The sequence below is a fragment of the Pseudomonas sp. NFACC32-1 genome (genome assembly GCF_900101215.1).
Taxonomy (GTDB): Bacteria; Pseudomonadota; Gammaproteobacteria; order Pseudomonadales; family Pseudomonadaceae; genus Aquipseudomonas.
The window spans coordinates 277315-298888 of the sequence record NZ_FMUL01000006.1; the positions used below are offsets into that span (position 1 = coordinate 277315).

Here is a 21574-nt window from a genome sequence, read left to right on the forward strand (position 1 = left end):
CGCGTGACCACGATGACCCTGATGGTTGTCTTGATCGTCATGATCGGTGTTCATCCCGCGCCCCGGGCCGGCGAGCGAGCCGGGAAACCGCAGGAAGACGCGGTTTTTATCGAACACTTGATCAACCAGATGACCCTTGAGGAAAAGGCCGGTCAACTGACCCAACTGGCCGTTCACATCACCCCGATGAGAGCCACTGTCGACGTCAAGGATGGACCCACCATCGGTATCACTGAGGCAGGTTCCCTGATAGGTGCTTATGGCGCCGAGCACACGGCGGCGCTACAACGCGAAGCCATCCAGAATGCGCGTCTGCACATTCCGCTGCTGTTCGCCTTCGATGTGATTCACGGCTTCCGTACTGTATTCCCCGTACCGCTGGCCGAGGCGTCGGCCTGGGACCCGGAGCTGTCTCGACGAACCGCCCGGGCAGCAGCCGTCGAAGCCACGGCGAGCGGCTTGCATTGGACGTATGCGCCGATGGTGGATATCGCACGGGACCCACGTTGGGGAAGAGTCGTCGAAGGAGCCGGCGAAGATCCTTTCCTGGGCGCAGCCTTGGCAGCCTCTCGAGTGGGCGGTTTCCGCGGCCAGGGCGTTCCCGATACATCGGCCATCCTGAGCACCGCAAAGCATTTTGTCGGCTACGGCGCCGCCGAGGGGGGGCGTGACTACAACACCTCGGATATGTCCGAGCGAACGCTCGAGGAAGTCTACCTCCCACCGTTTCGTGCCGCCGTACAGGCCGGCGTCGATTCGATCATGCCCGGCTACAACGATATGGACAGCACGCCGATGCACGCCAGTCAAAGACTGATCAATGACAAGCTGCGCGGTGAATGGGGATTCAAAGGGATAGTCGTCAGTGATTACCAGGCCATCGGTGACCTGATACAGCATGGCGTCGCCTCGACAAAGCAAGAGGCAGCCCGACTGGCGCTGGGCGCTACAGTGGACATTGCCATGGTCAGCGGCAACTATGCCACGGAGCTCCCTGCTCTGGTACGTAGCGGTCGACTCCCCACCCCCTTGGTCGATGATGCGGTGCGACGCGTGCTTGAGGCCAAACAACGGCTGGGCCTGTTCGACGACCCTTATCGATACAGCGACCCGGCTCGCGAAAAAGCGCTGACAATGACACCCCACGCGCGCGCGCTGGCACGAGAGGCCGCACAGAAATCCATTGTGCTGCTAAAAAATGACGGGGACTTGCTACCGCTGTCGAAAAGCCTGCGAAAGATTCTCGTGGTCGGCGCCTTGGCAAATGATGCCCAGTCCACCCTGGGCCCCTGGTTCGGCGTCGGTCGTGCCGAAGAGTCGATAACGGTACTAGAGGGCATAAGACGTGCGGTATCGCCCACAACTGACGTTGTCCATATGGCTGGCGCCTCTCCCGACAGCCTCGATATTTCCGGTCTCGAAGAGGCTCGGGACGCCGCCAGCGACGCCGATGTGATTGTTGCGGTGCTCGGCGAGACGGCCAACATGAGTGGAGAGGCGCGCAGCCGCACCTCCCTTGATTTACCCGGGGCGCAAGACACGCTTTGGGCGCAATTGCAAAGCACTGGCAAACCCATGGTCGTGGTTCTCATGAACGGCCGCCCGTTGGCCATACAGGCCATGGACAGACAAGTGCCCGCCATCATCGAGGCCTGGTTCCTGGGATCCGAAATGGGAAATGCCGTGGCCGATGTGCTGTTTGGCGATGTAAATCCCAGCGGCAAACTTCCTGTCACGTTTCCGCGCACCGTCGGCCAGATTCCTCTTTACCATGCGCATAAAAACACCGGACGACCGCCGGACAAAGCCAATCTCTTCACTTCCAGATACACGGATGAAGAATGGACCCCTCTTTACCCCTTCGGTCACGGCTTGAGCTACACCACGTTCAGCTACGGATCACCTGAGCTCAGCAAACGGCAACTGACCTTCGATGAGACGCTCGGCGTGCAGGTTGATGTGCGCAATAGCGGCCAACGAGCCGGTGAGGAAATCGTCCAGTTGTACCTACGGCAGAACATCGCCAGCTACACGCGCCCGGTGCGTACGTTGCGTGGCTTTACCAAGGTCCGACTGGCCCCGGGTGAAACGAAGACCGTCGAGTTCCTGCTGGATCAGGACGACTTCGCGTTACTGGGCCCGGACCTGCTGCGGTTCGTCGAAATGGGGACTTTCCAGGTGTTCGTCGGAGGCAGCTCCACCACCACCAATGGGGCAAGCTTCGACGTCACGACCAGTGCCCGACTGCCGGTCCAGCACTCCGCAATTCCACGCCTGCCGCGGGAAAATGTCTCGCGTTGAACCCACTCTCACCCAGACCAGACGACCAGACCCGCTCCTGGGCGAGCCTAGGGCCTTTTGCGCACACGACACTTATGAAAAAGCCCCGATCAATCGATCGGGGCTTGCGGTTTCATCCAGGGCGGCTACGAAGCCGCTCCAACCGAACCTTGGGCAACGCCCCTCGGTTGCAACTTGAAGACATGGAACAGCACCGTCAGCAATACCAGGAACGCCGGCCCCACATACAGCGCCACGCGGGTATCCGGGAAATACGCCATAAGGCCCACCACCAGCACCAGGAATGCCAGCGCCAGGTACGAACTGACCGGGTACAGCCACATACGGTATTTCAGCGCGGCACGCTCGGAAGTGCTCAGGCCCCTGCGGAATCTGAGCTGGGCCAGCAGGATCATCACCCAGGTCCAGATCGCGCCGAAGGTGGCGATGGACGTCACCCAGACGAAGACTTTCTCAGGCACCAGGTAATTGAGCAGCACACCCACCAGCAACGCGGCGATGGACAGCAGCAATGCACGACGCGGTACACCGTTGGCCGAAGTGGTGGCGAAACCGGCCGGGGCCTGGCCGTTCTGCGCCAGGCTGTAGAGCATCCGCCCGGTACTGAAGATGCCGCCGTTGCAGGACGACAGCGCGGCGGTGATCACCACGAAGTTGATGATGCCGGCGGCGGTCTTGATGCCCAGGCGTTCGAAGGTCATCACGAACGGGCTGCCCTGGGTACCGATCTCGTTCCACGGGTAGATCGACAGGATCACGAACAGCGCGCCGACGTAGAACAGCAGGATCCGCCAGAACACCGAGCCGATGGCGTTGGGGATGGTTTTCTGCGGGTTCTTCGCCTCACCGGCGGTCAGGCCGATCATCTCCACGCCCAGGTACGCGAACATCACCATCTGCAGGGACATCAGCACGCCGGACACGCCGTTGGGCATGAAGCCGCCGTGGGCCCAGAGGTTGGAAATGCCCAGGGCCACGCCATCGTTGCCGAGCCCGAAGGCGATGATGCCGACGCCGCCGATGACCATGGCGATGATGGTCACGATCTTGATCAGGGCGAACCAGAACTCGAACTCACCGAAGGCCTTGACCGCGATCAGGTTGATCGAGCCCATGCTGACCAGTGCGGCCAGGGCCCAGATCCAGCGTGGTACGTCGGGAAACCAGATACCCATGTACACCGCCACCGCCGTGATCTCGGCGACGCAAGTCACCAGCCACAGGAACCAGTAGTTCCAACCGGTCAGGAAACCTGCCAGCGGCCCGAGGTAATCCTGGGCATAGCGGCTGAACGAACCGGCCACCGGGTTGTGCACGGCCATCTCGCCGAGAGCGCGCATGATTACAAGGATCGCCAGGCCGCCAATGATGTAGGACAGCATGATCGCCGGGCCAGCCATCTCGATGGCCTTGGCCGAACCGAGGAACAGCCCGACACCGATGCAGGCGCCGAGCGCCATGAGGCGGATGTGGCGCTCGCCGAGCTCACGTTTGAGCGGACCACCCTGAGCGGTCTCGCCATGGGGCAGATGATTGCCGACAGGCATAGGGATACAACCTCGTTTTGTTATTGGATTGACCACCAGGTTTCCAAGACCACGGGCCGATAAGCCTGCCGCCTTGCCGAAACCGGGTCTGTTTCGTGGACAGACCGTCCTGGAGACCAGAGCCTCAAGACCGATGGGTCGTGCAGTATAAAAAGCCGGGGATAGAGAGATTCACTGTAAAACCAGGGAAATTCAGGGATAAGCCTCAGGGAAAACCGTGTTTTTGGAGATGTATTATCTGGATGAGAGACGTTTCCAAAAGCGCCGCGCAGTATTGCACAGAGAGGATTCAGCGTCATGCCTGGGGCCAGGGCGATGGCTCTGGCACAAGGCTTTCAGGCGCCTGTGACCGTCGGGGCGGGAGGATTATCTGTGGCGAGGGGATCGGACATCGCCTTGGTTGACCGGACGCCTTCTCGTATCATCAGTCCACCACACGCGGAATGACGTTAGTGAACCAGTCACCTGAAAGCGCCTCGCCAAAAACCACTGACGCCACTGGCCCGAAATGGGATGTCGGCGAAGCGGTCAGCCAGCTATCCTGGGACGACTTGCGGATCATCAAAATCCTGAGTGACTGTGGCAACCGCGCCGCTACGGCGAAGAAGCTCGGCATCAACGTCTCCACCGTCTCGCGCCGGGTCGCGCAGGTGGAGAAAACGCTGGGGGTCGCGCTGTTCGATCATCGCAAGGCGGGGTATCTGCTGACTGCCGAAGGTGTAGAGCTGCGTGCACTGGCAGAGCGAGTCGAACTGGACATTGTCAGTGTGACTCGCAGGGTTTCCCGTGTCGGCCAGGGCCCGCTGGGAAAACTGAGGATTACCACCAGCGACTCGCTTCTGCTGTACTTCCTTACACCGATCATCGCGGACTTCAAAACCCTCAATGAGGGGATCACCATTGAAGTGTTGGTCGGCAACCAGACGCTGAGCCTTGCGAGAGACGAGTCAGACATTGCGGTGCGCGCGACGAAGAAGCCGGCTGATACTCTGGTAGGTCGCAAGCTCGCCAACATTGCCTGGGCCCCGTATGGCAGCGCCAAGCAGGCAGCGATTGCCGATCCATTCGCCGATGGACAGTCGTGGGTTTCCTACTCGGGAGGCCTGTGCGGCTTGAAGGCAACCCGTTATGTCGAATGTCGGGTTCCCCCCGAGTACATTGCCTACCGCACTGATTCCGTGGCTGCAGCGAGCGCCGCGATTGCGGCGGGCCTGGGTTTTGGTTTCCTTCCCTGCATGCTGGGCGACATTACTCCAGGACTGCTTCGGGCCGGCCCAGTGGTGCAGGAGCTTCAGGATGAGCTATGGCTGCTTACCCATCAGGACATCAGGAAGTCCTGGCGAGTGAAAGCTTTCATGACATTCTGCGCGGCTGCCGTGGCCGACCTCAAACCGCTGGTCGAAGGTCGGCAGGCCATCCCGGCTTCTTGGTAGAAACCGGGAACGTCGGTCATTTGGCCTGGGCGCCAATCACGGCACGGCACACAATCTCGATGAGCTGTGGACGCTGTGCAAGCCGCGACACACCGATAATATTACTGGCCGCCTGCGGGCGCTCAGTGCCATAGGCCGCCTTGCGCACCTTGCCGACAACGGCAAAGGCCGCGTCCATGTCCAACACATACAGCGTCTCTTCAACGACATCCTGCATCGTGGCGCCATACAGGGCCAGCAACTTGGCAATGTTGTCGTAGGAAACCCGCATCTGTTCGCCCATCGACGAGAAATCGCTCGGGCGACCGTCAGCATCCAGCCGGGCCGGCGCTACCAGATTACCCTCTTCGTCATGGCTGAACTGGCCGGAGACGAAGATCTCGCTCCCAACCCGCCGCGCCTGCGGGTAGCCGTAGCCCTCTTCCCATGGAACGCCCCAGTAGGCGGTGTCGTCGTTGAAAGGTCGTGAAGCGGCCATTGGATTCTCCTTGGCGAATGATGGGATCGACGTGATCCGACTGGCCGAAAGCCTAACACCGGATTGAACGCTACCCCTGGTGCATTAATGCGCCTCCAAAGGCGCAAAAGTACGCCACCGTTTCGCTGAGTGCTTCGCTATCCTGGGATATCGCTCCGACAACCCGCCGAAAAATTCTCGCCACCGCCGAGCAAAAGGGTCGGAATGATATAGAAACCAGCCTCCCCTTCCCCGAGTGATTTCAAAGAGGTCTACCTCAAACTTAGGGAGTTGTCCCAATTTCCCCTCCCCCAGCGCCAACCACCGTCTAAGCTTCAAGCAAGTCCGATCAATCTGCGTGAATGGATCAGTGACTATGGGCGCTTTGTGGCAAACCGATTCGAGTAAACCTGTGGTCCCGACTGAGCGTATGGAAGAAGCGCCTTTACCCCAAGAAAAACGCCGCGTCCGACATGGTTGGCGAGCTTTCTGGTTGTTGCTGCTGATTATCGTGGTGGTGGTCGGCCTGGCGGCCGCCAAGGAGATGCGCACTTCAAGGTTCCAGGCCAGTGAACTGAGCCGGTACGCCGGATCCTTGAGCTATTCGGTGCAGCCAGGCCCCAGCGATGCCATCGTCTATCCCGGCGACGGACCGTTCGACCGGCGGTTGGGCTACAGCGCCCTGGGGGAGTTCCTGCCGCGGTTGCTCAAGCGCAATTACGTGATCCAGGCCCAGGCGCGGTTTTCGCCGGCGTTGATGGACTATGTCGACAAAGGGCTGTTCGTCCCCTACCCGGAAAAGATCCAGGCCGGCCTGACCATCACCGATTGCCGCGCAGCACCGCTGTATCAGTTCAAGTACCCGCAACAGTTATATGCGAGTTTCGACGCCATCCCGCCGGTGGTGGTACAGAGCCTGCTGTTCATCGAGAACCGCTTCCTGCTCGATCCCCGCTACCCCGAGGCCAACCCGGCAGTGGACTGGCCGCGCTTCGGCATGGCGGCGTGGTCGCAGGTGGCCAAGTTGTTGAGCTTGCCGGGGCAATCGGCCGGGGGCAGCACGCTGGCGACCCAACTGGAGAAATACCGCCATTCCCCCGATGGCCTCACCGTTTCGGGCGCGGAGAAGATCCGCCAGATGATTTCCGCCAGTGTGCGTGCCTATCAGTCCGGCCCGCAAACCCTCGAGGCGCGGCAACGGATCATCCGCGACTACCTCAACAGCGTGCCGCTCTCCGCCGTTCCGGGTCATGGTGAAGTACACGGCATGGCAGAAGGCTTGCGGGTCTGGTACGGCGCCGATTTCAAACGGGCCAACGAACGGTTGTTCAGCGACGCCACCGACCCTCGGAGCCTGGCCGAAAAGGGCCTGGCCCTGCGGGAGATGCTGTCGTTGATGATCGCCCAGCGGCGCCCTTCCCATTACCTGTCCAAGGGCCGCGACGAGCTGACGCGCCTGACCGACAGCCACCTCCGGCTGCTGGCGCAGAACGGAGTGATCGACGCGGCCCTGGCCGAGGCCGCCCTGGCCAGCAAGGTCAGTTATCGCGACTGGGTCCAGGACCCGACGATCCAGCCCATCGAATCCAATAAAGGCATCAGCGCCGCCCGCAGTCGCCTCGCCACGCTGCTCAACCGTCCACTGTACGACCTCGATCGCCTGGACCTCTCGGCCACCAGCACGTTGCAAAGCGATCTGCAGGCCCAGGCCACCGACTACCTCAAGCGCCTGGCCGACCCGGCCTTCGCGGCCGAGATCGGCCTGATGGGCGAACGCCTGTTGACCCCCACCAGCACCACCCAGGTGCGCTACAGCTTCACCCTGCTGGAGCTGACCCCGGACGGCTCGCGGGTGCGGGTGCAGACCGACAGTACCGACCAGCCCTTCGATATCAACGAAGGCAGCAAGCTCGAACTGGGCTCCACCGCCAAGCTGCGGGTGCTCACCACCTACCTGCAGATCATCGCCGAACTGCACGAACGTTATGCCGGACAATCCCCGGCGCAGTTGAAGAAAACCGAGATCGCCGAGCAGGACCGCCTGTCCCGCTGGGCCGTCGACTACCTGATCCAGAACAGCGACCGCAACCTGCCGAAAATGCTCGAGGCGGCATTGGACCGGACCTATTCCGCCAGCCCCGGCGAGGCGTTCTTCACCGGCGGCGGCCTGCATACCTTCCACAACTTCCGCAGCGAAGACAACGGCCGCAACCCCACCTTGCGCGACTCCCTGCGCGAATCGATCAACCTGCCGTTCATTCGCCTGATGCGCGACCTGGTGCGCTACGCGACCTACGCCGGCCCCAGCAACAGCGCCGAGCTGCTCAAGGACGACAGGGATCCGCGTCGCCAGGAATATCTGGCCCAGTTCGCCGACCGCGAAGGCACCTCGTTCCTGCTCAAGTTCTGGAAGAAGTACCAGAAGAAGGACACCAGCCAGCGCCTCGAAACCTTCCTCGACAGCATGCACCCCACCGCGATCCGTCTGGCTGCCGTGCACCGCTACTTCTTTCCCAACGACAGCCAGGAGAGCTTCAACCGCTTCGTGCGCTCGCACCTGAAATCGGCCAAGAGCGCCGAGAAACTCACCGACGAACGCCTGGAGCGGCTTTACCAGAGCTACGGTCCCGGCGCCTACGACCTGCCGGACCAGGGCTTCATCGCCAAGGTGCATCCCCTGGACCTGTGGTTGATGGGTTATCTGCTCAACAACCCGGACGCCAAGTTCAGCCAGATCGTCAAGGCCAGCGAGTTCGAACGCCAGGAGGTCTACAGCTGGCTGTTCAAGAGCCGACACAAGAGCGCCCGGGACAGTCGCATCCGTACCATGCTGGAGATCGAAGCCTTCCTGGATATCCACCAGCGCTGGCAGAAAGTCGGCTACCCGTTCGACCATCTCGTACCGTCGCTGGCCACCGCCATCGGCAGTTCCGGCGACCGCCCCGCCGCGCTGGCGGAGCTGGTGGGCACCATCCTCAACGACGGGGTCCGGCTGCCGGCGCTGCGGGTCGACAGCCTGCACTTCGCCGCCAACACCCCCTATGAAACCCAGTTGGTCAATGACCCGGACAACGGCAAGCAGGTGATGCCCGTCGAGGTGGCGCGGGCGTTGCGCGGGGCATTGTCCCAGGTGGTCGATGCCGGCACCGCGAAGCGGGTGGCCGGGAGTTTCAAACTGGCCGATGGCACGCCATTGCAGATGGGCGGCAAGACCGGCACCGGCGACAACCGCATCGAGGCCGTCGGCGCCGGCGGACGGGTCATCAGTTCCAAGTCCATCAACCGCACCGCCACCTTCGTGTTCTACATCGGCGACAGCCATTTCGGCACGCTCACCGCCTACGTTCCGGGCGCCTCGGCGCAGAACTTCAAATTCACTTCGGCCCTGCCGGTGCAGGTTCTCAAGGGCATGGCGCCCATACTCTCCCCTTACCTGCAACCCGGCACCCATACCCAATGCCAGCCGTTGGTGGCTCGTCGGTAAGGATCACCGCCGTGGAATCGAGGGTGTGCACAACGTCGTTTGAATAACCGGCAGTATCGGACGAAAGGGCTACACCTCCGAATCCCAGATCACTGTCACCGTGCCACCGTACTGCTTGGCATCCCCTGTCAGCATTTGCCCGACCTGGTCGCGGCCGACTTCGAAATGCAGGATGCCCGGCTTGCGATCGATGAAGATCCCCGGCTGGAACAGCTCCGTGCCGCTGCCGTCAAGATAGAGCCGACGGCGGTTGACCGGTTGGCCGGCAGCGTCGGTCAGGCCGCTGGGCAGGGTCACACTGATATTGACCGGCACCAGAAGTCCGGAGCTGGGCGCCCAGAGCATGCAGGTGTTGTCGCTGGCGTCGGCGAACTGACAATGCAGGTTCATCTTGAAACGCGACGAGGCCCAGAGATGAAAAGTCTGGTCACGAAACAGCCGTGTCGGTTTCTGCCCGTGGTTCAACCAGGCCTGCCAGCCTCCCTGGGGTTCCAGCACGACCTTGTTCCCGCCGGGAGGCACTTCGACCCTGAGCGTGTGCTCGACCTCCAGCTGGAAATTGAGCGTCAGCAAGGAGTCATTCGCGACCATGACATCGCCGAAATCAAAGTCCCCGCCCGGCCCGATGGAATAAGACATCGTGCCGGTGTAGCGACCAGCGGACATCTTCAAGGGATTGGGGGTACGCAACTCGTAGGAGAAGCTGACCTGGTCATAACGAAACGAAGGGATCAGGTATCTGGCTTGTTTTGCGCATACACCGGTTTGGGGGAAATGCCAGAAAAACGAATAGGTCACCGCGGATACCCCCGCCCCTAGGCCTGAACTGCGACACGGCGAAGGGGCCTCGTTCCAGGCGCTCCCCCAGAGCAAGCCGTGCGCGACGTTCACATTTGGCACCCCCGTCAGAGCAGTGACATCCAGATCCCGATACTGCGCACCGATGCCTGCCACGCGCATTTCCACGACGCTGCTTTCTCCGGTGATGGCGTGGGTCACTGTAACCGTGCGCCATTGAGCCGGTACCTTGAACATCGCGCCTTGGCGAATGGAGGCGTGGTTGTCCTGGATGGGACCTGAGGCGTTGACATCAATGGGGAAAAAAACGCTGGAGATACCCAAGGCGTTGCATTGCGCAGCATGGAGGAAACAATAGCCCCCCAGCGGCGTGGTGTTGGTGAACGTGTTCTCCCTGGGCTTCAAAGGGTCGGGCCGGAAACTTGCGCTGATGTCCATGGTCACTGCGCTTGCCGTCGACATGCCGGCCAGCAGCAGGGCAAGAATCGTGGCGACGCGACACAACGAACGCCCGCGTCCGATGGTGTTTGAAGGGCTCATACTCTCTCCGATTAATAGCTACGGGGCCACCGCGTCGAACACCATGTGCACGGTGCCGTGGTAATTGCCGGGGGCATAATCCTCATCCGTCCTGACGGCGGAAACCTCCAGGCCAACGCGGCGCCCGGGCCGGGCCTCGGCGGCCGAAACCACCCGATTCGAATCGAGGCTCAATTCAACGTTATTGAACAAGACATGCAGGTCGATGCGATCACGGCCGTTGGACAAATACGCCTGCTCGGCCAGGCGGGCATCGATGGCGCCGTTGGCGTTCTTGACTTCGTAGTTGGCCCGTAACGGCAAGAGCCCGGAGGTCAGGGTGTTGAACTGCATCGGCTGCTCGCGCTCGACCAGTTGCGGGTCTACCGGCAGGACGTGAAAGTCGACGGTCGGCAGGGTGACGAGAACTTCGAATATTTCCCGCTCCACGGCTCCCCATGCCGGGAGAGCCGGGAGTGTGAGGATGCTGAACAGCAAGGAGCGGACCAGTGTCTTGAACATGATGGATACCTTTGGCGTCAGCGACGGCAAGTCGTCAGCCTTTGATTTCGACGGCTTTTTTCCCTGGGCCTTCGATCAGGTCGAAACGGTATTCACGCCCCGGCTCCTTATCGAATGCAAAGGTACGACCGGCCATGACGTGGTGCTTTGTCGTCGGCCTGCAATCGTTTTCTTTTTTCGCGGCACAATCCTTGAACTCATCGATCACCACCACGCTGTTACCGTTGTTGCGTACCTGGTAGCGTGCGGCGCTGTCGTCGATGACCGTCTCGAAACGGGTGTCCCTGGGTCTTACGAAAAACACCGTGCCGAAACCGGCCAGTACTTTCACTCCGGCTGCGATGCGCTCCTTCTTGTAGTCCTCGCGTTCCTCGGCGCTGATCGCGAACTCGTCCTCGGCCTCCGGCACCACCGGCACGAAGCGAATCCGGAAGTAGCGTTCCTTGTCGCGATCGCCCATGAACAGCAAGCGAGTGCCCTGCACGCCATTGGCCGGCACGATCAGGCGCGCGGGACTCGCCATCAGGCCATTCCTGGTCATGGCGTCGGCCTGGTCCTGCAGCGGCACCTCCTGATAGCTGCCATCCTCGGCGTAGAGAATTTCCATGATCTCGACCTTCACGAACGCCGTGGATGTACCGCCGTTGAAAACCCTTTTCATGTAGGTGCTTTTGTTGCCGTCAAGGTAGTCGTAGACCACGCCGACGTTAATCTGCGGCCCGGCCTGGACCGTCATGGAAAACAGCGAAAAACCACACAAAGCCAATAAGCGTTTCATTGCCAAACCTCATGGATCGAAGACAGTCGATGACGACCGTTTCAGGGAATACGTTTTGAAGGTGGAAATCAGGCTCAACCCGCCGTCTGGCGCACAGGATCGTTGCCGGCCAGTGTGTCCGGCGTGCAACGCAGATCGCCGATCATCAATACATCGCCCTCGCGGCTGGCGCTGTCCGGGTCGAGTCGGAACTGGCAAAGCAAGTCGTTGCCGTAGCGCACCTCCAGCGTCGGCGAGCTTGCGTTCATCTCCATGGAGAAAAATCCGTCCACTTCGCTGACGCCGCGGCTGGCGTGATTGATGACGTGATGGCCCTTGAGCGGCTTGCCCTGTTCATCCAACACGCGCCCCAGAACGGTGACCGTTCTGATGACACTCACCTTGCGGTAGTCCACGCCGCCCTTGTTCAAGTGGTAGCGGGTGCGCGCAGGGGAGATGCTGGCCGCCGGCGGATGGATACCGTCGAAGTCGAACGTCACCATGCTGTTCTGGTAGGCGCTGGTGGCCACGAAGTTGCGCCCGGGACGCAGGGTGGTGGTGCCGCCGGTCAGGTCGTCGGCAAGCAGGACGATATTGTCCAGGTCTGTCTCCACATCGACGATCATGCCCGCGCCGCCGCTCTGCGGCAGGCCGGAGAAGGCGACCTTCCCGCCGCCCACGGCCACCGTACTGCTCAGGTTCAAGCCGCCGGTGAGGTTGTCGTTGTAGGAAGAACGCTGGATGAAGCCGTCGCCATACAACCCATCGGTTTCGAAACTGGCAAGGCCTGACAGCCCCATGCCGTAGGTATCGGCCAGGGCCGTGGCGGAAACACTTTGCAGTACGTGATCCTCAAGGTCCCGGCGATAGGTCAGCGAGGCATTATTGTCCCGGTCGCCGTCGCGGGAGGTCCGCGTGCCGATGCTGCCGGTCCAGTACTCCCCCGGCCCGCCCAGCGCGACATTGACACTCAGGTCCAGGCCACGATTGCGGCGCTCGGCGGTACTTGACGTGCCTGGGCGGTCGAACACCGACAATCGCCAATTGGCGTCGCTGCCACCCAGCTTGCCACGCTGATTCCAACCCAGGTCCAGGCCGGTGCCCTGGACGTTACCCTCGCTATAGAACAATCGTCCGTTGACGGATGCCTTGTTGCTCAACCGATGGTTGATCGACAGCGACGAATTGCTGGTATGGCCGACGAACACGTTGCGCTGGCGCACGCGAGTGCCGTCGGGCAGGATCTCGTAGGTGTTGCGGGTGTCCAGCCAACTGCGGTTATGACTGGCCACCACGCTGCCCAGGCCATAGCTGTAGAGCCCTTGCAGGTCCATCCCGGTGCCGTATTTTTCGGTCTGGTAGACGTTGGCGAACAGACTCGCGCTGCTGGCCAATGTCCAGTCCACCGAGGTGCCGTACTGCAATTTGTCCTGCACCTGTCGCGTGGAAAGTCCCAGTACCACCCGAGGGTGCGCCAGGTAATTGAGGCCGAAACCGGCGGTGGTGAAACCGCTCGGTTGGTCATCCCAGTTGCTCAACAGTCTGCTTTCACGGCCGGCGAACAGGTTATAGCGCCAGCGATCGTCGGCACTGCGCCAATTGTTGGGTTTGTAGACCAGCTCCTGGGTGGTGGCGGTGGTCTGTCCGTCCTCGATCAGCCGCACCTCCACTTCATAGATGCCGCCGGGCAGTGGCCGGGTGTCCAGGCTCTGCAAGCCGGCGCTGACGGCCTGGGTATTGATCAACAGGCCGTTGCGGTAGATCTCTACCGCGGCCTGACGGCTGGCGGTGACATAGATCGGGTACACGCTGGGCTTGGGATTATTGATGAGCAGGCTGTCGGAGCTGCCATACATGACCCCCAGCGCGGTGTCCGGATTGGCCCCGAACGAGCGGATCTGCCGGTTCAGGCCATCGGATCCTGGCATGAAGTAACCCAGGCGAAAGAACGTGTCTTCCATTTCGCGCTGGGTAAAAAGTTCATGGACGGCGTGATAGAGCTTGTCATCCGGCCCGCCAAGGCGGGAGAGCTGCAAGTCGAACGACTGGCTCCAGTTGCCCAGGCTGGAACTGGCGTTGAGGCCATAACGCCCCCCCGTGTCCTGTTCCTGGCCGCCATTGAGGTTGAGTTGGTTGTTGAAGATAAGGCCAAGGCTGCCGTCTTGCGGCAGGTCGTGATAACGCTTTTGCGCGGTGCCGCGTTCGACACTCTGGGTCAGAATCGACACCAGCGAATGTTCGAGGCTGTAGTGCACCGCCAGAAGCCCCGAGGTGCATTGGGCTTCACAAGCCCCCAGGGGACGCCCCGCCTTGAGCAGGTGCTCCCATTGCCCACGGTCGGCTGCCGAGATCGGGCTGTCCTGGGTGTCGGTGAATTCCAGCAGGGTTATGCGATCGTCCCGCGTCAACACCACCATGGCTTCGCCGAGGTACTGTTGATCGAGTTCTATACGAACCGCCAGTGGCACATCGAAAAAGTGGGTTTCAAACTCCTCCGGTAGCCCCTTGGCCTGGGACAACAGACTTCTGGGTGTCGTACCGGGGGCCGCCGGCGCAGCCAATGCACTCGCGCACAGCATCAGCGCGAGGGCACCCGCGATGGGTGTCTTCGGAAACATCAACGGATTCTCATATCAGCTAGCTAACGGACGTTCCAGGTACAGGCCGGCCGGATGGCCGACCTGTGTCTATGCCCGCGGGAAGAGAAGAGACTCATCGGGCGTCGAAGGGCTTACGGACGCGGCACCGCGTCGAAGATCACGGTGAAGTCGGCAGTGTATTGGCCTACCTGACTCTCCAGAGGGACGGTGGAAGCCATGATGAGCATGTCGGCCTGGGTACCTGGTGTGGACGCTGCGTCACTGACGACTTCCTGGGGGAACTCGGTCAGGGTGACGTTGTTGAACCGAGTAAGCAGGGGAATGGAATCCGTACCATTGGTCAGCGAAGCCTGGCCACCCAACAGATAGGCATGGACCGAACCATCGGTGTTCTTCACGTCGAAGGTCTGGCGCACGGAACTCAGGGTGTTGGTCACAGGGTTGTAATTCATGACCTCATCCTTACCGAAGTCCGGATCGCGCGGCAGCACATGGAACTGCTTGGTGGGAATGGTTGCGCTGATATGGATGGAGGAGCGTGCATCGTCGAGGGCAAACGCCTGCGAAGAACCCAGGGCTACGGCGACCAGGGCAGTACCGGATACGAATTGTTTGAGCATGTTTGTCACACCTGTTCTTTGCATAAAGAGAAGGGTTGAAGTTGCAGCCCGATGAAGACCGGGGCTACCCCACAACGCCGGAGCATGATCGTCGCTCTTTAATTAAAAATAAGCAGGCAAATTCCCACAGATGCGTAGTAAAACCAGCATCCATAACAAAGAAAAAGACTCGTGTTTTTATAAAACACAAGTTTGGATGTAAGAAACTACCCACACCCGCATCCCTTGCCGCCCGGCGGTTCCAGCACTGCTGAAAGATCAGGCAATTATGCTGCCCGTAGGCATGAGGTAATCAGCTAAGGTTCTAGCGAACTCAACTAGCGAACCCAGCTCGAGAGACATCTTAGTTCCGCGATATATCTAACGTCAAAAGATATATCTTGAAATTAAGACATATCTCGACCTCAACTTATTTATAACGGAGAACAGATATATGCCAGCCTCCCATCTTCATTCCGATTGCAGCGGCTACCCACGGCACCCGGCTAGCCGTGGACGCGGTGGTCGTGGCCCACGCATCTTCGCCGCCGGTGACCTGCGATTGCTGTTGCTGGCCTTGATCGCCGAGCAGGCTTGCCACGGCTATGACTTGATCCGCCAGATCGAAAACATGTTCGAAGGAGCCTATAGCCCCAGCCCCGGTGTGATCTACCCGACCCTGACCGCGCTTGAGGTGAGCGCAATGATCCAGGGCGACAACGATGGCGGAAAAAAACGCTACAGCGTGACCGACGCCGGACGTCTATTGCTTGAGGAACAATCCACGGCGCTGGAAGGCGTACGGATGCGCATCGAAGCGGGCAAACGCTCCTTGCGTGGCCATGAGCGCCCCCCGGAAATCCACGAAGCGGTGTATAACTTGCGTCATGCGCTGTACCAGCATCATGGCCACTGGAGCCCGGAAGAAACCATGCGAGTACGCGACCTGCTCAACGCCACCGCCCAAGCCATCATCGACGGCCCCGGTCGTCCACCCGTTGCGGAAACAAGCCAATGACAGAGACCGATCCAAACATCATTCACCGTGTCAGCCACGAAATCAGGCGACGACGCCTGCAAGTATTGCGGGTGATGGACCTCACCCCACGCATGCGCCGCATCACGGTCGGCGGACCGGAGCTGGCCGGGTTCGTCAGCCTGGGCACGGACGACCACGTGAAGGTGTTCTTCCCGCAGAGCGCCGAAGAGCGGGCCGCCCTGGACACCTTCGACCCCAGTGCCGGCAAGGCCCAAGGGCCGATGCCCGAAATGCGCGACTACACCCCGCGCCGCTATGACCTGGACACCCTGGAACTGGACCTCGACTTCGTGCTTCACGGCGACGGCCCCGCCTCGACCTGGGCAGCCCAGGCAATGCCGGGACAGTTCCTGGACATCGCCGGGCCGCGAGGCTCGATGATCGTACCGGACATCTTCGACAGCTATCTGCTAGTGGGCGACGAAACCGCCCTACCCGCCATCGCCCGCCGCCTCGAAGGCCTGGCGCCGAACCGGCGGGCCCTGGTAGTGGTGGAAGTTGCCAACGGTGCCGAACAACAGGTGCTCCAGAGCCCGGCGCAGGTCCATGTGATCTGGGTACTGCGCGAAGGCCGCCAGAACACCCTGCTGACCACCGTGCGCCAACTGCAGATGCCCCCTGGCAAGCTCTACGCCTGGGTCGCGACCGAAAGCAAAGTATCGCGGCAGATTCGCAAGGTGTTGCTGGAGGAGAAAGGGTTGGACCAGGACTTCGTGAAGGCTGTGGGGTACTGGAAGGCGCAGGGGAGCGAGGAGGAATGAAGCGCGTCCAGCTCTCACTGGTATTGCTGAGGGCCCATCTTTCGTCGAGCCATGACTGATCGTCCCCCCACGCTGCGCGTGGGAACGATCAATCCCAGTGCGCTCTATCAGCTAAGATGATCGAACCTTCCACCCGGTACCCCGCTCCATGCTCTTCCTGATCGCCTACATCGCCAGCGTCGTGCTGATCAACTTCGCGTTTTCCGCCGCGCCACACCTGGACATCATCTGGTCGGCGTGGGGCGGGCTGGTGTTTATCCTGCGGGACATGGTGCAGACCCGCTTCGGCCATGGCGCCATCGTGGCGATGCTGGCGGCCCTGGTGTTGTCCTACGTGACCTCGGATCCGACCATCGCCCTGGCCAGTGCCACCGCGTTTGCCGTGTCCGAGTGCATCGACTGGCTGGTGTTCACCATCACCCGGCGTCCGTTGCATGATCGCCTGTGGATCAGCTCGGCACTGAGCATCCCCTTGGACACTTTCATTTTCTTCGGTTTGATCGACGCCCTGACACCGGGTGTGGTCATCACCGCCCTGGCCTCGAAATTCGCCGGGGTCACCGCCGTCTGGCTGATCATGGCCTGGCGTTTACGCCGGCAAGCAGTGGCCAGTTGAAGCCAAACCCCGCGGTTCATGTAAAATGCCGCGTTTTCTCTCCATGGGAAGCTCGCAAGGCGCGCAACCCTCGATGATCCGCTCCTGTTTGAGGACCTTCAGATGACCCGTATCGGAACTCCATTGTCGCCCACCGCGACCCGCGTTTTGTTGTGTGGCAGCGGTGAGCTGGGCAAGGAAGTGGTGATCGAACTGCAGCGCCTGGGCGTCGAGGTGATTGCCGTGGACCGCTACGCCAACGCGCCGGCCATGCAAGTGGCCCACCGCAGCCATGTGATCAACATGCTCGACGGTGCCGCCCTGCGTGCCGTGATCGAGGCCGAGAAGCCGCATTTCATCGTGCCGGAAATCGAAGCCATCGCCACCGCCACCCTGGTGGAACTGGAAGCCGAAGGCTTCACCGTGATCCCCACCGCCCGCGCCGCGCAACTGACCATGAACCGCGAAGGCATCCGGCGCCTGGCCGCCGAAGAGCTGGGCCTGCCGACTTCGCCTTATTTCTTCGCCGACACCGTGGAAGATTACCGCAAGGCCGTCCAGACCCTGGGTTTCCCATGCGTGGTCAAGCCGGTCATGAGTTCCTCGGGCAAGGGCCAGAGCCTGCTGCGCAGCGTCGATGACGTGCAGAAGGCCTGGGACTACGCCCAGGAAGGTGGCCGCGCCGGCAAGGGCCGGGTCATCATCGAGGGCTTTATCGATTTCGACTACGAGATCACCCTGCTCACCGTGCGTCATGTCGGCGGCACCACGTTCTGCGCGCCGGTCGGCCATCGGCAGGAGAAAGGCGACTACCAGGAATCCTGGCAGCCCCAGGCCATGAGCCCGGTGGCCCTGGCCGAATCCGAGCGTGTCGCCAAGGCGGTGACCGAGGCCCTGGGCGGTCGCGGGCTGTTTGGCGTCGAGCTGTTCATCAAGGGTGACCAGGTGTGGTTCAGCGAAGTATCGCCCCGCCCCCACGACACCGGCCTGGTGACCCTGATTTCCCAGGACCTGTCGCAATTCGCCCTGCACGCCCGGGCCATCCTCGGCCTGCCGATCCCGCTGATCCGTCAGTTCGGTCCATCAGCTTCGGCAGTGCTGCTGGTGGAAGGCCAGTCGACCCAGACCGCTTTCGCCAACCTTGGCGCCGCCCTGAGCGAACCGGACACCGCCCTGCGCCTGTTCGGCAAGCCGGAAGTCAACGGTCAGCGCCGCCTGGGCGTGGCCCTGGCCCGCGACGAATCCATCGAAGCGGCCCGCGCCAAGGCGACCCGGGCTTCACAGGCGGTTAAGATCGAGTTGTAAAACCGGGCGGGATACAGTCCCCTGTGGTGAGGAGATTTCTTGCCACAACAGACAAGCTCAAAAAAAGGCGACACCCGCAAAGGTGTCGCCTTTTTCATGAACGCCGGTGCCGCTTAGTCCGGCAGTTTGTAGGCAATCACATAGTCACCCTGCTTGGTCCCCAGGGAACCGTGGCCGCCGGCGACGACCAGCACGTACTGCTTGCCGTCCTTGCCGGTATAGGTCATCGGCGTGGTCTGGGCGCCAGCCGGCAGGCGGCCTTCCCACAGTTGCTTGCCGTTCTTCACGTCGTAGGCACGCAGGTACTGGTCGAGGGTACCGCTGAGGAACGCCAGGCCACTGGCGGTGGTGAAAGTGCCGCCCAGACTCGGTACGCCCATGCTCAGCGGAATCGGTACCGGCGAGCTGTCGCGCACGGTGCCGTTCTTGTGTTTCCACAGGGTCTTGTTGTTGGTCAGGTCGACCGCCGCCACATACCCCCAGGCCGGCGCCTGGCACGGCAGGCCCATCGGCGAGAGCAGCGCTTCGAGGATCACGCCGTAGGGCGCCCCCTTGTTCGGCTGCACGCCTTCGGTTTCGCTCTTGCGACCCGGACCGCCGGCCACTTCCGCCGCCGGTACCAGCTTGGACTTGAACGCCATGTAGCTGGGGTTGACGAACGCGATCTGGCGCACCGGATCCACCGAGATACCGCCCCAGTCGAATACGCCGAAATTGCCCGGGTAGACGATGGAGCCCTGCAGCGATGGCGGCGTGAACATGCCCTCATAGCGCAGCGACTTGAAGTCGATGCGGCAGAGCATCTGGTCGAAGGGGGTCACGCCCCACATGTCGCTTTCCTTGAGGACCGGCGGCACGAAGTTCAGGTCGGACATCGGTTGGGTCGGCGAGGTGTAGTCACCTTCCACCGCGCCTTGGGGGACCGGGATCTCCTTGATCGGCACGATCGGCTGGCCGTTGCTGCGGTCCAGCACATAGATGCTGCCCTGCTTGGTCGAAGCCAGTACGGCCGGCTTCACGCCGTCGGCAGTCTTGAGGTCCATCAAGGTCGGTTGGCCGCCCACGTCCATGTCCCACAGGTCGTGGTGGGTGAACTGGAAGTACCAGCGGACCTTGCCGGTGGCGATGTCCAGCGCGGTCAGGCCTGCGGCATATTTTTCCGATTCAGGGGTACGCATGCCACCGAACTGATCGGGGGTCTGGTTGCCCATCGGCAGGTACAGCATGCCGAGCTTTTCATCGACGCTGAACATGGACCACATGTTCGGCGAGTTGCGGGTGTAGACCTGGCCTTCGGCGATCGGCGTGGTGTCGTCCGGCTTGCCGCTGTCCCAGTTCCACACCAGCTTGCCGGTGTGCACGTCGTAGGCGCGGATCACACCGCTAGGCTCGTCGATGGAGACGTTGTCGGTCACGTGGCCACCGATCACCACCAGGTTCTGGGTGACCGCCGGTGGCGAAGTGGAATAGTAGCCGCCAGCCGTGAAGCTGCCGATGTTGGCGGTCAGGTCGACCTGGCCCTTGTCGCCGAAGTCTTCGCACATCTTGCCGGTGTCGGCGTTCAGGGCGATCAGGCGGGTATCGGCGGTCGGCAGGAAGATCCGCCGTGGGCAGACCGTGCTCGCCGGCGTGGTGCTGGCAGTGCCGGTGGGGCTCTGTTCGGCAGAAGCGTAGACTGCGTCATCGTGATAGGTCACGCCACGGCAGGTCATGTGGGCCCAGCCCTTGAAATTCTCCGCCTTCTGGGTGGAAAGCTTCGGATCGAAACGCCAGATCTCCTTGCCGGTCTCCGGCTCCAGCGCGATCACCTGGCTGTGAGGCGTGCAGACATAGAGCATGCCGTTGGCTTTCAGCGGGGTGTTTTCGGCGGTGGTCTCGCCCGGATCGTTCGGCCCTGGCAGGTCGCCCGTGCGATAGGTCCAGGCCGGTACCAGTTTGCTGACGTTTTGCGGGGTGATCTGTGCCAGCGGCGAATAACGGTCGCCATGGGCGCTGCGGCCATAGGAGTTCCAGTCGCCGTCCGGCATCGCCGGTGCGGTGTTGGTCATGCCCGGCACCGCATCGCGGTCCAGCTGGCCCTTGATCTCGCCCGGGTTGGTAAACTGGCTGGCGAGTGCCGCGACACCGGCGATGACCACGGCGGCACCCAGGGCGCGGGTGCCCATGTTCGATGCCTCGGCGCTCAGCAATGGACGGCGGAACCACGGCAGCAACAGGACGATGCCCAAGGCAAACAGCATCGCCAGGCGCGGCACCAGTTGCCACCAGTCCAGGCCCACTTCCCACAAGGCCCAGACGGTGCTGGCGAACAACACCAATGCGTAAAGGCCCAGGGCCGCACGACGAGCCATGATCAACAGCACACCCGTCAGGGCCAGGCCGATACCGGCCAGCAGGTAATACAGCGAGCCGCCCAGCATGCTCAGCTTGACACCGCCGGCCAACAGGGCCAGGCCCATCAATAGAAGCAGAATGCCGAGCAGGCTCGGTAGCAGACGGCTTCGACTCAAAGCACCCTCAGTGCTCATAGTGTGATTCTCCGTGAGGTTTTAAAGAGTCCCGCGCAAGTTGTCACTTTAGATGACGATCTTGAAGGGGCATGGTTCAGTTGAAAAAGGCAAATTCGGTTGACGCGGCCCCTGTGGGAGCGAGCTTTCTGGCGATGGCTGCGTGTCAGCCGACTTCAATGCTGGGTGTGCAATCGCTATCGCGAGCCTGGTCGCTCCCACAGAAATCGGCTCGTCACGCAGATTGAGACAGCGCTGTCTTTCAAAGTCTGAACATTGAACATAGTGCAAGCGTTCTTGGGTCCGGATACAGAAGTGAGCTGAAGGCAATGGCTCTGGCACGCCAGAAG

At 61.5% G+C, this 21574-nt stretch carries 15 protein-coding genes; 7 read left to right on the forward strand and 8 right to left on the reverse strand.

What is annotated here, in order from left to right; genetic code table 11:
• The first annotated feature begins 12 nt into the window (after positions 1–12).
• Positions 13–2301: a glycoside hydrolase family 3 N-terminal domain-containing protein gene (locus BLP99_RS12700; protein ID WP_256327854.1), complete on the forward strand. Its 2289-nt coding sequence runs from the start codon at positions 13–15 to the stop codon at positions 2299–2301.
• A gap of 125 nt (positions 2302–2426) precedes the next feature.
• On the opposite strand, the gene BLP99_RS12705 is transcribed toward BLP99_RS12700, so the two are convergent.
• Positions 2427–3848, reverse strand: coding sequence for an amino acid permease (locus BLP99_RS12705; protein WP_072395318.1), 1422 nt, complete (start codon positions 3846–3848; stop codon positions 2427–2429).
• Between the two features lie 443 nt (positions 3849–4291).
• On the opposite strand from BLP99_RS12705, the gene BLP99_RS12710 reads away from it, so the two are divergent.
• Entirely contained in the window at positions 4292–5281 is a 990-nt protein-coding gene (locus BLP99_RS12710) for a LysR family transcriptional regulator (RefSeq protein WP_371128595.1), read from the forward strand.
• Between the two features lie 16 nt (positions 5282–5297).
• On the opposite strand, the gene BLP99_RS12715 is transcribed toward BLP99_RS12710, so the two are convergent.
• Entirely contained in the window at positions 5298–5759 is a 462-nt protein-coding gene (locus tag BLP99_RS12715) for a RidA family protein (RefSeq protein ID WP_072395320.1), read from the reverse strand.
• Between the two features lie 355 nt (positions 5760–6114).
• Between BLP99_RS12715 and BLP99_RS12720 the strand changes: the two genes are divergently transcribed.
• Complete coding sequence (locus tag BLP99_RS12720) at positions 6115–9222, forward strand: transglycosylase domain-containing protein (RefSeq protein ID WP_092180428.1); 3108 nt, start codon at positions 6115–6117, stop codon at positions 9220–9222.
• Between the two features lie 69 nt (positions 9223–9291).
• On the opposite strand, the gene BLP99_RS12725 is transcribed toward BLP99_RS12720, so the two are convergent.
• The 5 genes from BLP99_RS12725 to BLP99_RS12745 all read right to left on the reverse strand — a co-directional run bounded on the left by BLP99_RS12725 (position 9292) and on the right by BLP99_RS12745 (position 15038).
• Complete coding sequence (locus BLP99_RS12725; protein WP_371128596.1) at positions 9292–10560, reverse strand: hypothetical protein; 1269 nt, start codon at positions 10558–10560, stop codon at positions 9292–9294.
• Between the two features lie 18 nt (positions 10561–10578).
• The gene (locus BLP99_RS12730) at positions 10579–11061 is read right to left on the reverse strand and encodes a CS1 type fimbrial major subunit (protein ID WP_076406331.1); all 483 of its coding nucleotides are present in this window, start codon (positions 11059–11061) and stop codon (positions 10579–10581) included.
• Between the two features lie 34 nt (positions 11062–11095).
• Positions 11096–11839: a pilus assembly protein gene (locus BLP99_RS12735; RefSeq protein ID WP_072395326.1), complete on the reverse strand. Its 744-nt coding sequence runs from the start codon at positions 11837–11839 to the stop codon at positions 11096–11098.
• 74 nt (positions 11840–11913) lie between these two features.
• Positions 11914–14436, reverse strand: coding sequence for a TcfC E-set like domain-containing protein (locus BLP99_RS12740; RefSeq protein ID WP_092180430.1), 2523 nt, complete (start codon positions 14434–14436; stop codon positions 11914–11916).
• 113 nt (positions 14437–14549) lie between these two features.
• The gene (locus BLP99_RS12745; RefSeq protein WP_072395331.1) at positions 14550–15038 is read right to left on the reverse strand and encodes a CS1 type fimbrial major subunit; all 489 of its coding nucleotides are present in this window, start codon (positions 15036–15038) and stop codon (positions 14550–14552) included.
• Positions 15039–15471: 433 nt separating this feature from the next.
• On the opposite strand from BLP99_RS12745, the gene BLP99_RS12750 reads away from it, so the two are divergent.
• From BLP99_RS12750 to purT, 4 genes are all read left to right on the forward strand, one after another.
• Positions 15472–16035 carry a PadR family transcriptional regulator gene (locus tag BLP99_RS12750; RefSeq protein ID WP_072432109.1) on the forward strand — a complete coding sequence of 188 codons (564 nt, stop codon included), beginning with the start codon at positions 15472–15474 and terminating at the stop codon, positions 16033–16035.
• The gene (locus tag BLP99_RS12755; protein ID WP_072432108.1) at positions 16032–16817 is read left to right on the forward strand and encodes a siderophore-interacting protein; all 786 of its coding nucleotides are present in this window, start codon (positions 16032–16034) and stop codon (positions 16815–16817) included. Before BLP99_RS12750 ends, BLP99_RS12755 begins: the two co-directional genes overlap by 4 nt.
• Before the next feature lie 148 nt (positions 16818–16965).
• Positions 16966–17433, forward strand: coding sequence for a preQ0 transporter (locus BLP99_RS12760; RefSeq protein WP_072395355.1), 468 nt, complete (start codon positions 16966–16968; stop codon positions 17431–17433).
• A gap of 102 nt (positions 17434–17535) precedes the next feature.
• Positions 17536–18717 carry a formate-dependent phosphoribosylglycinamide formyltransferase gene (gene purT / locus BLP99_RS12765; protein ID WP_072432107.1) on the forward strand — a complete coding sequence of 394 codons (1182 nt, stop codon included), beginning with the start codon at positions 17536–17538 and terminating at the stop codon, positions 18715–18717.
• Positions 18718–18830: 113 nt separating this feature from the next.
• Here the strand turns inward: purT and BLP99_RS12770 are convergent, their stop codons facing one another.
• Positions 18831–21245: a glucose/quinate/shikimate family membrane-bound PQQ-dependent dehydrogenase gene (locus tag BLP99_RS12770; RefSeq protein ID WP_072459650.1), complete on the reverse strand. Its 2415-nt coding sequence runs from the start codon at positions 21243–21245 to the stop codon at positions 18831–18833.
• Positions 21246–21574 lie beyond the last annotated feature (329 nt).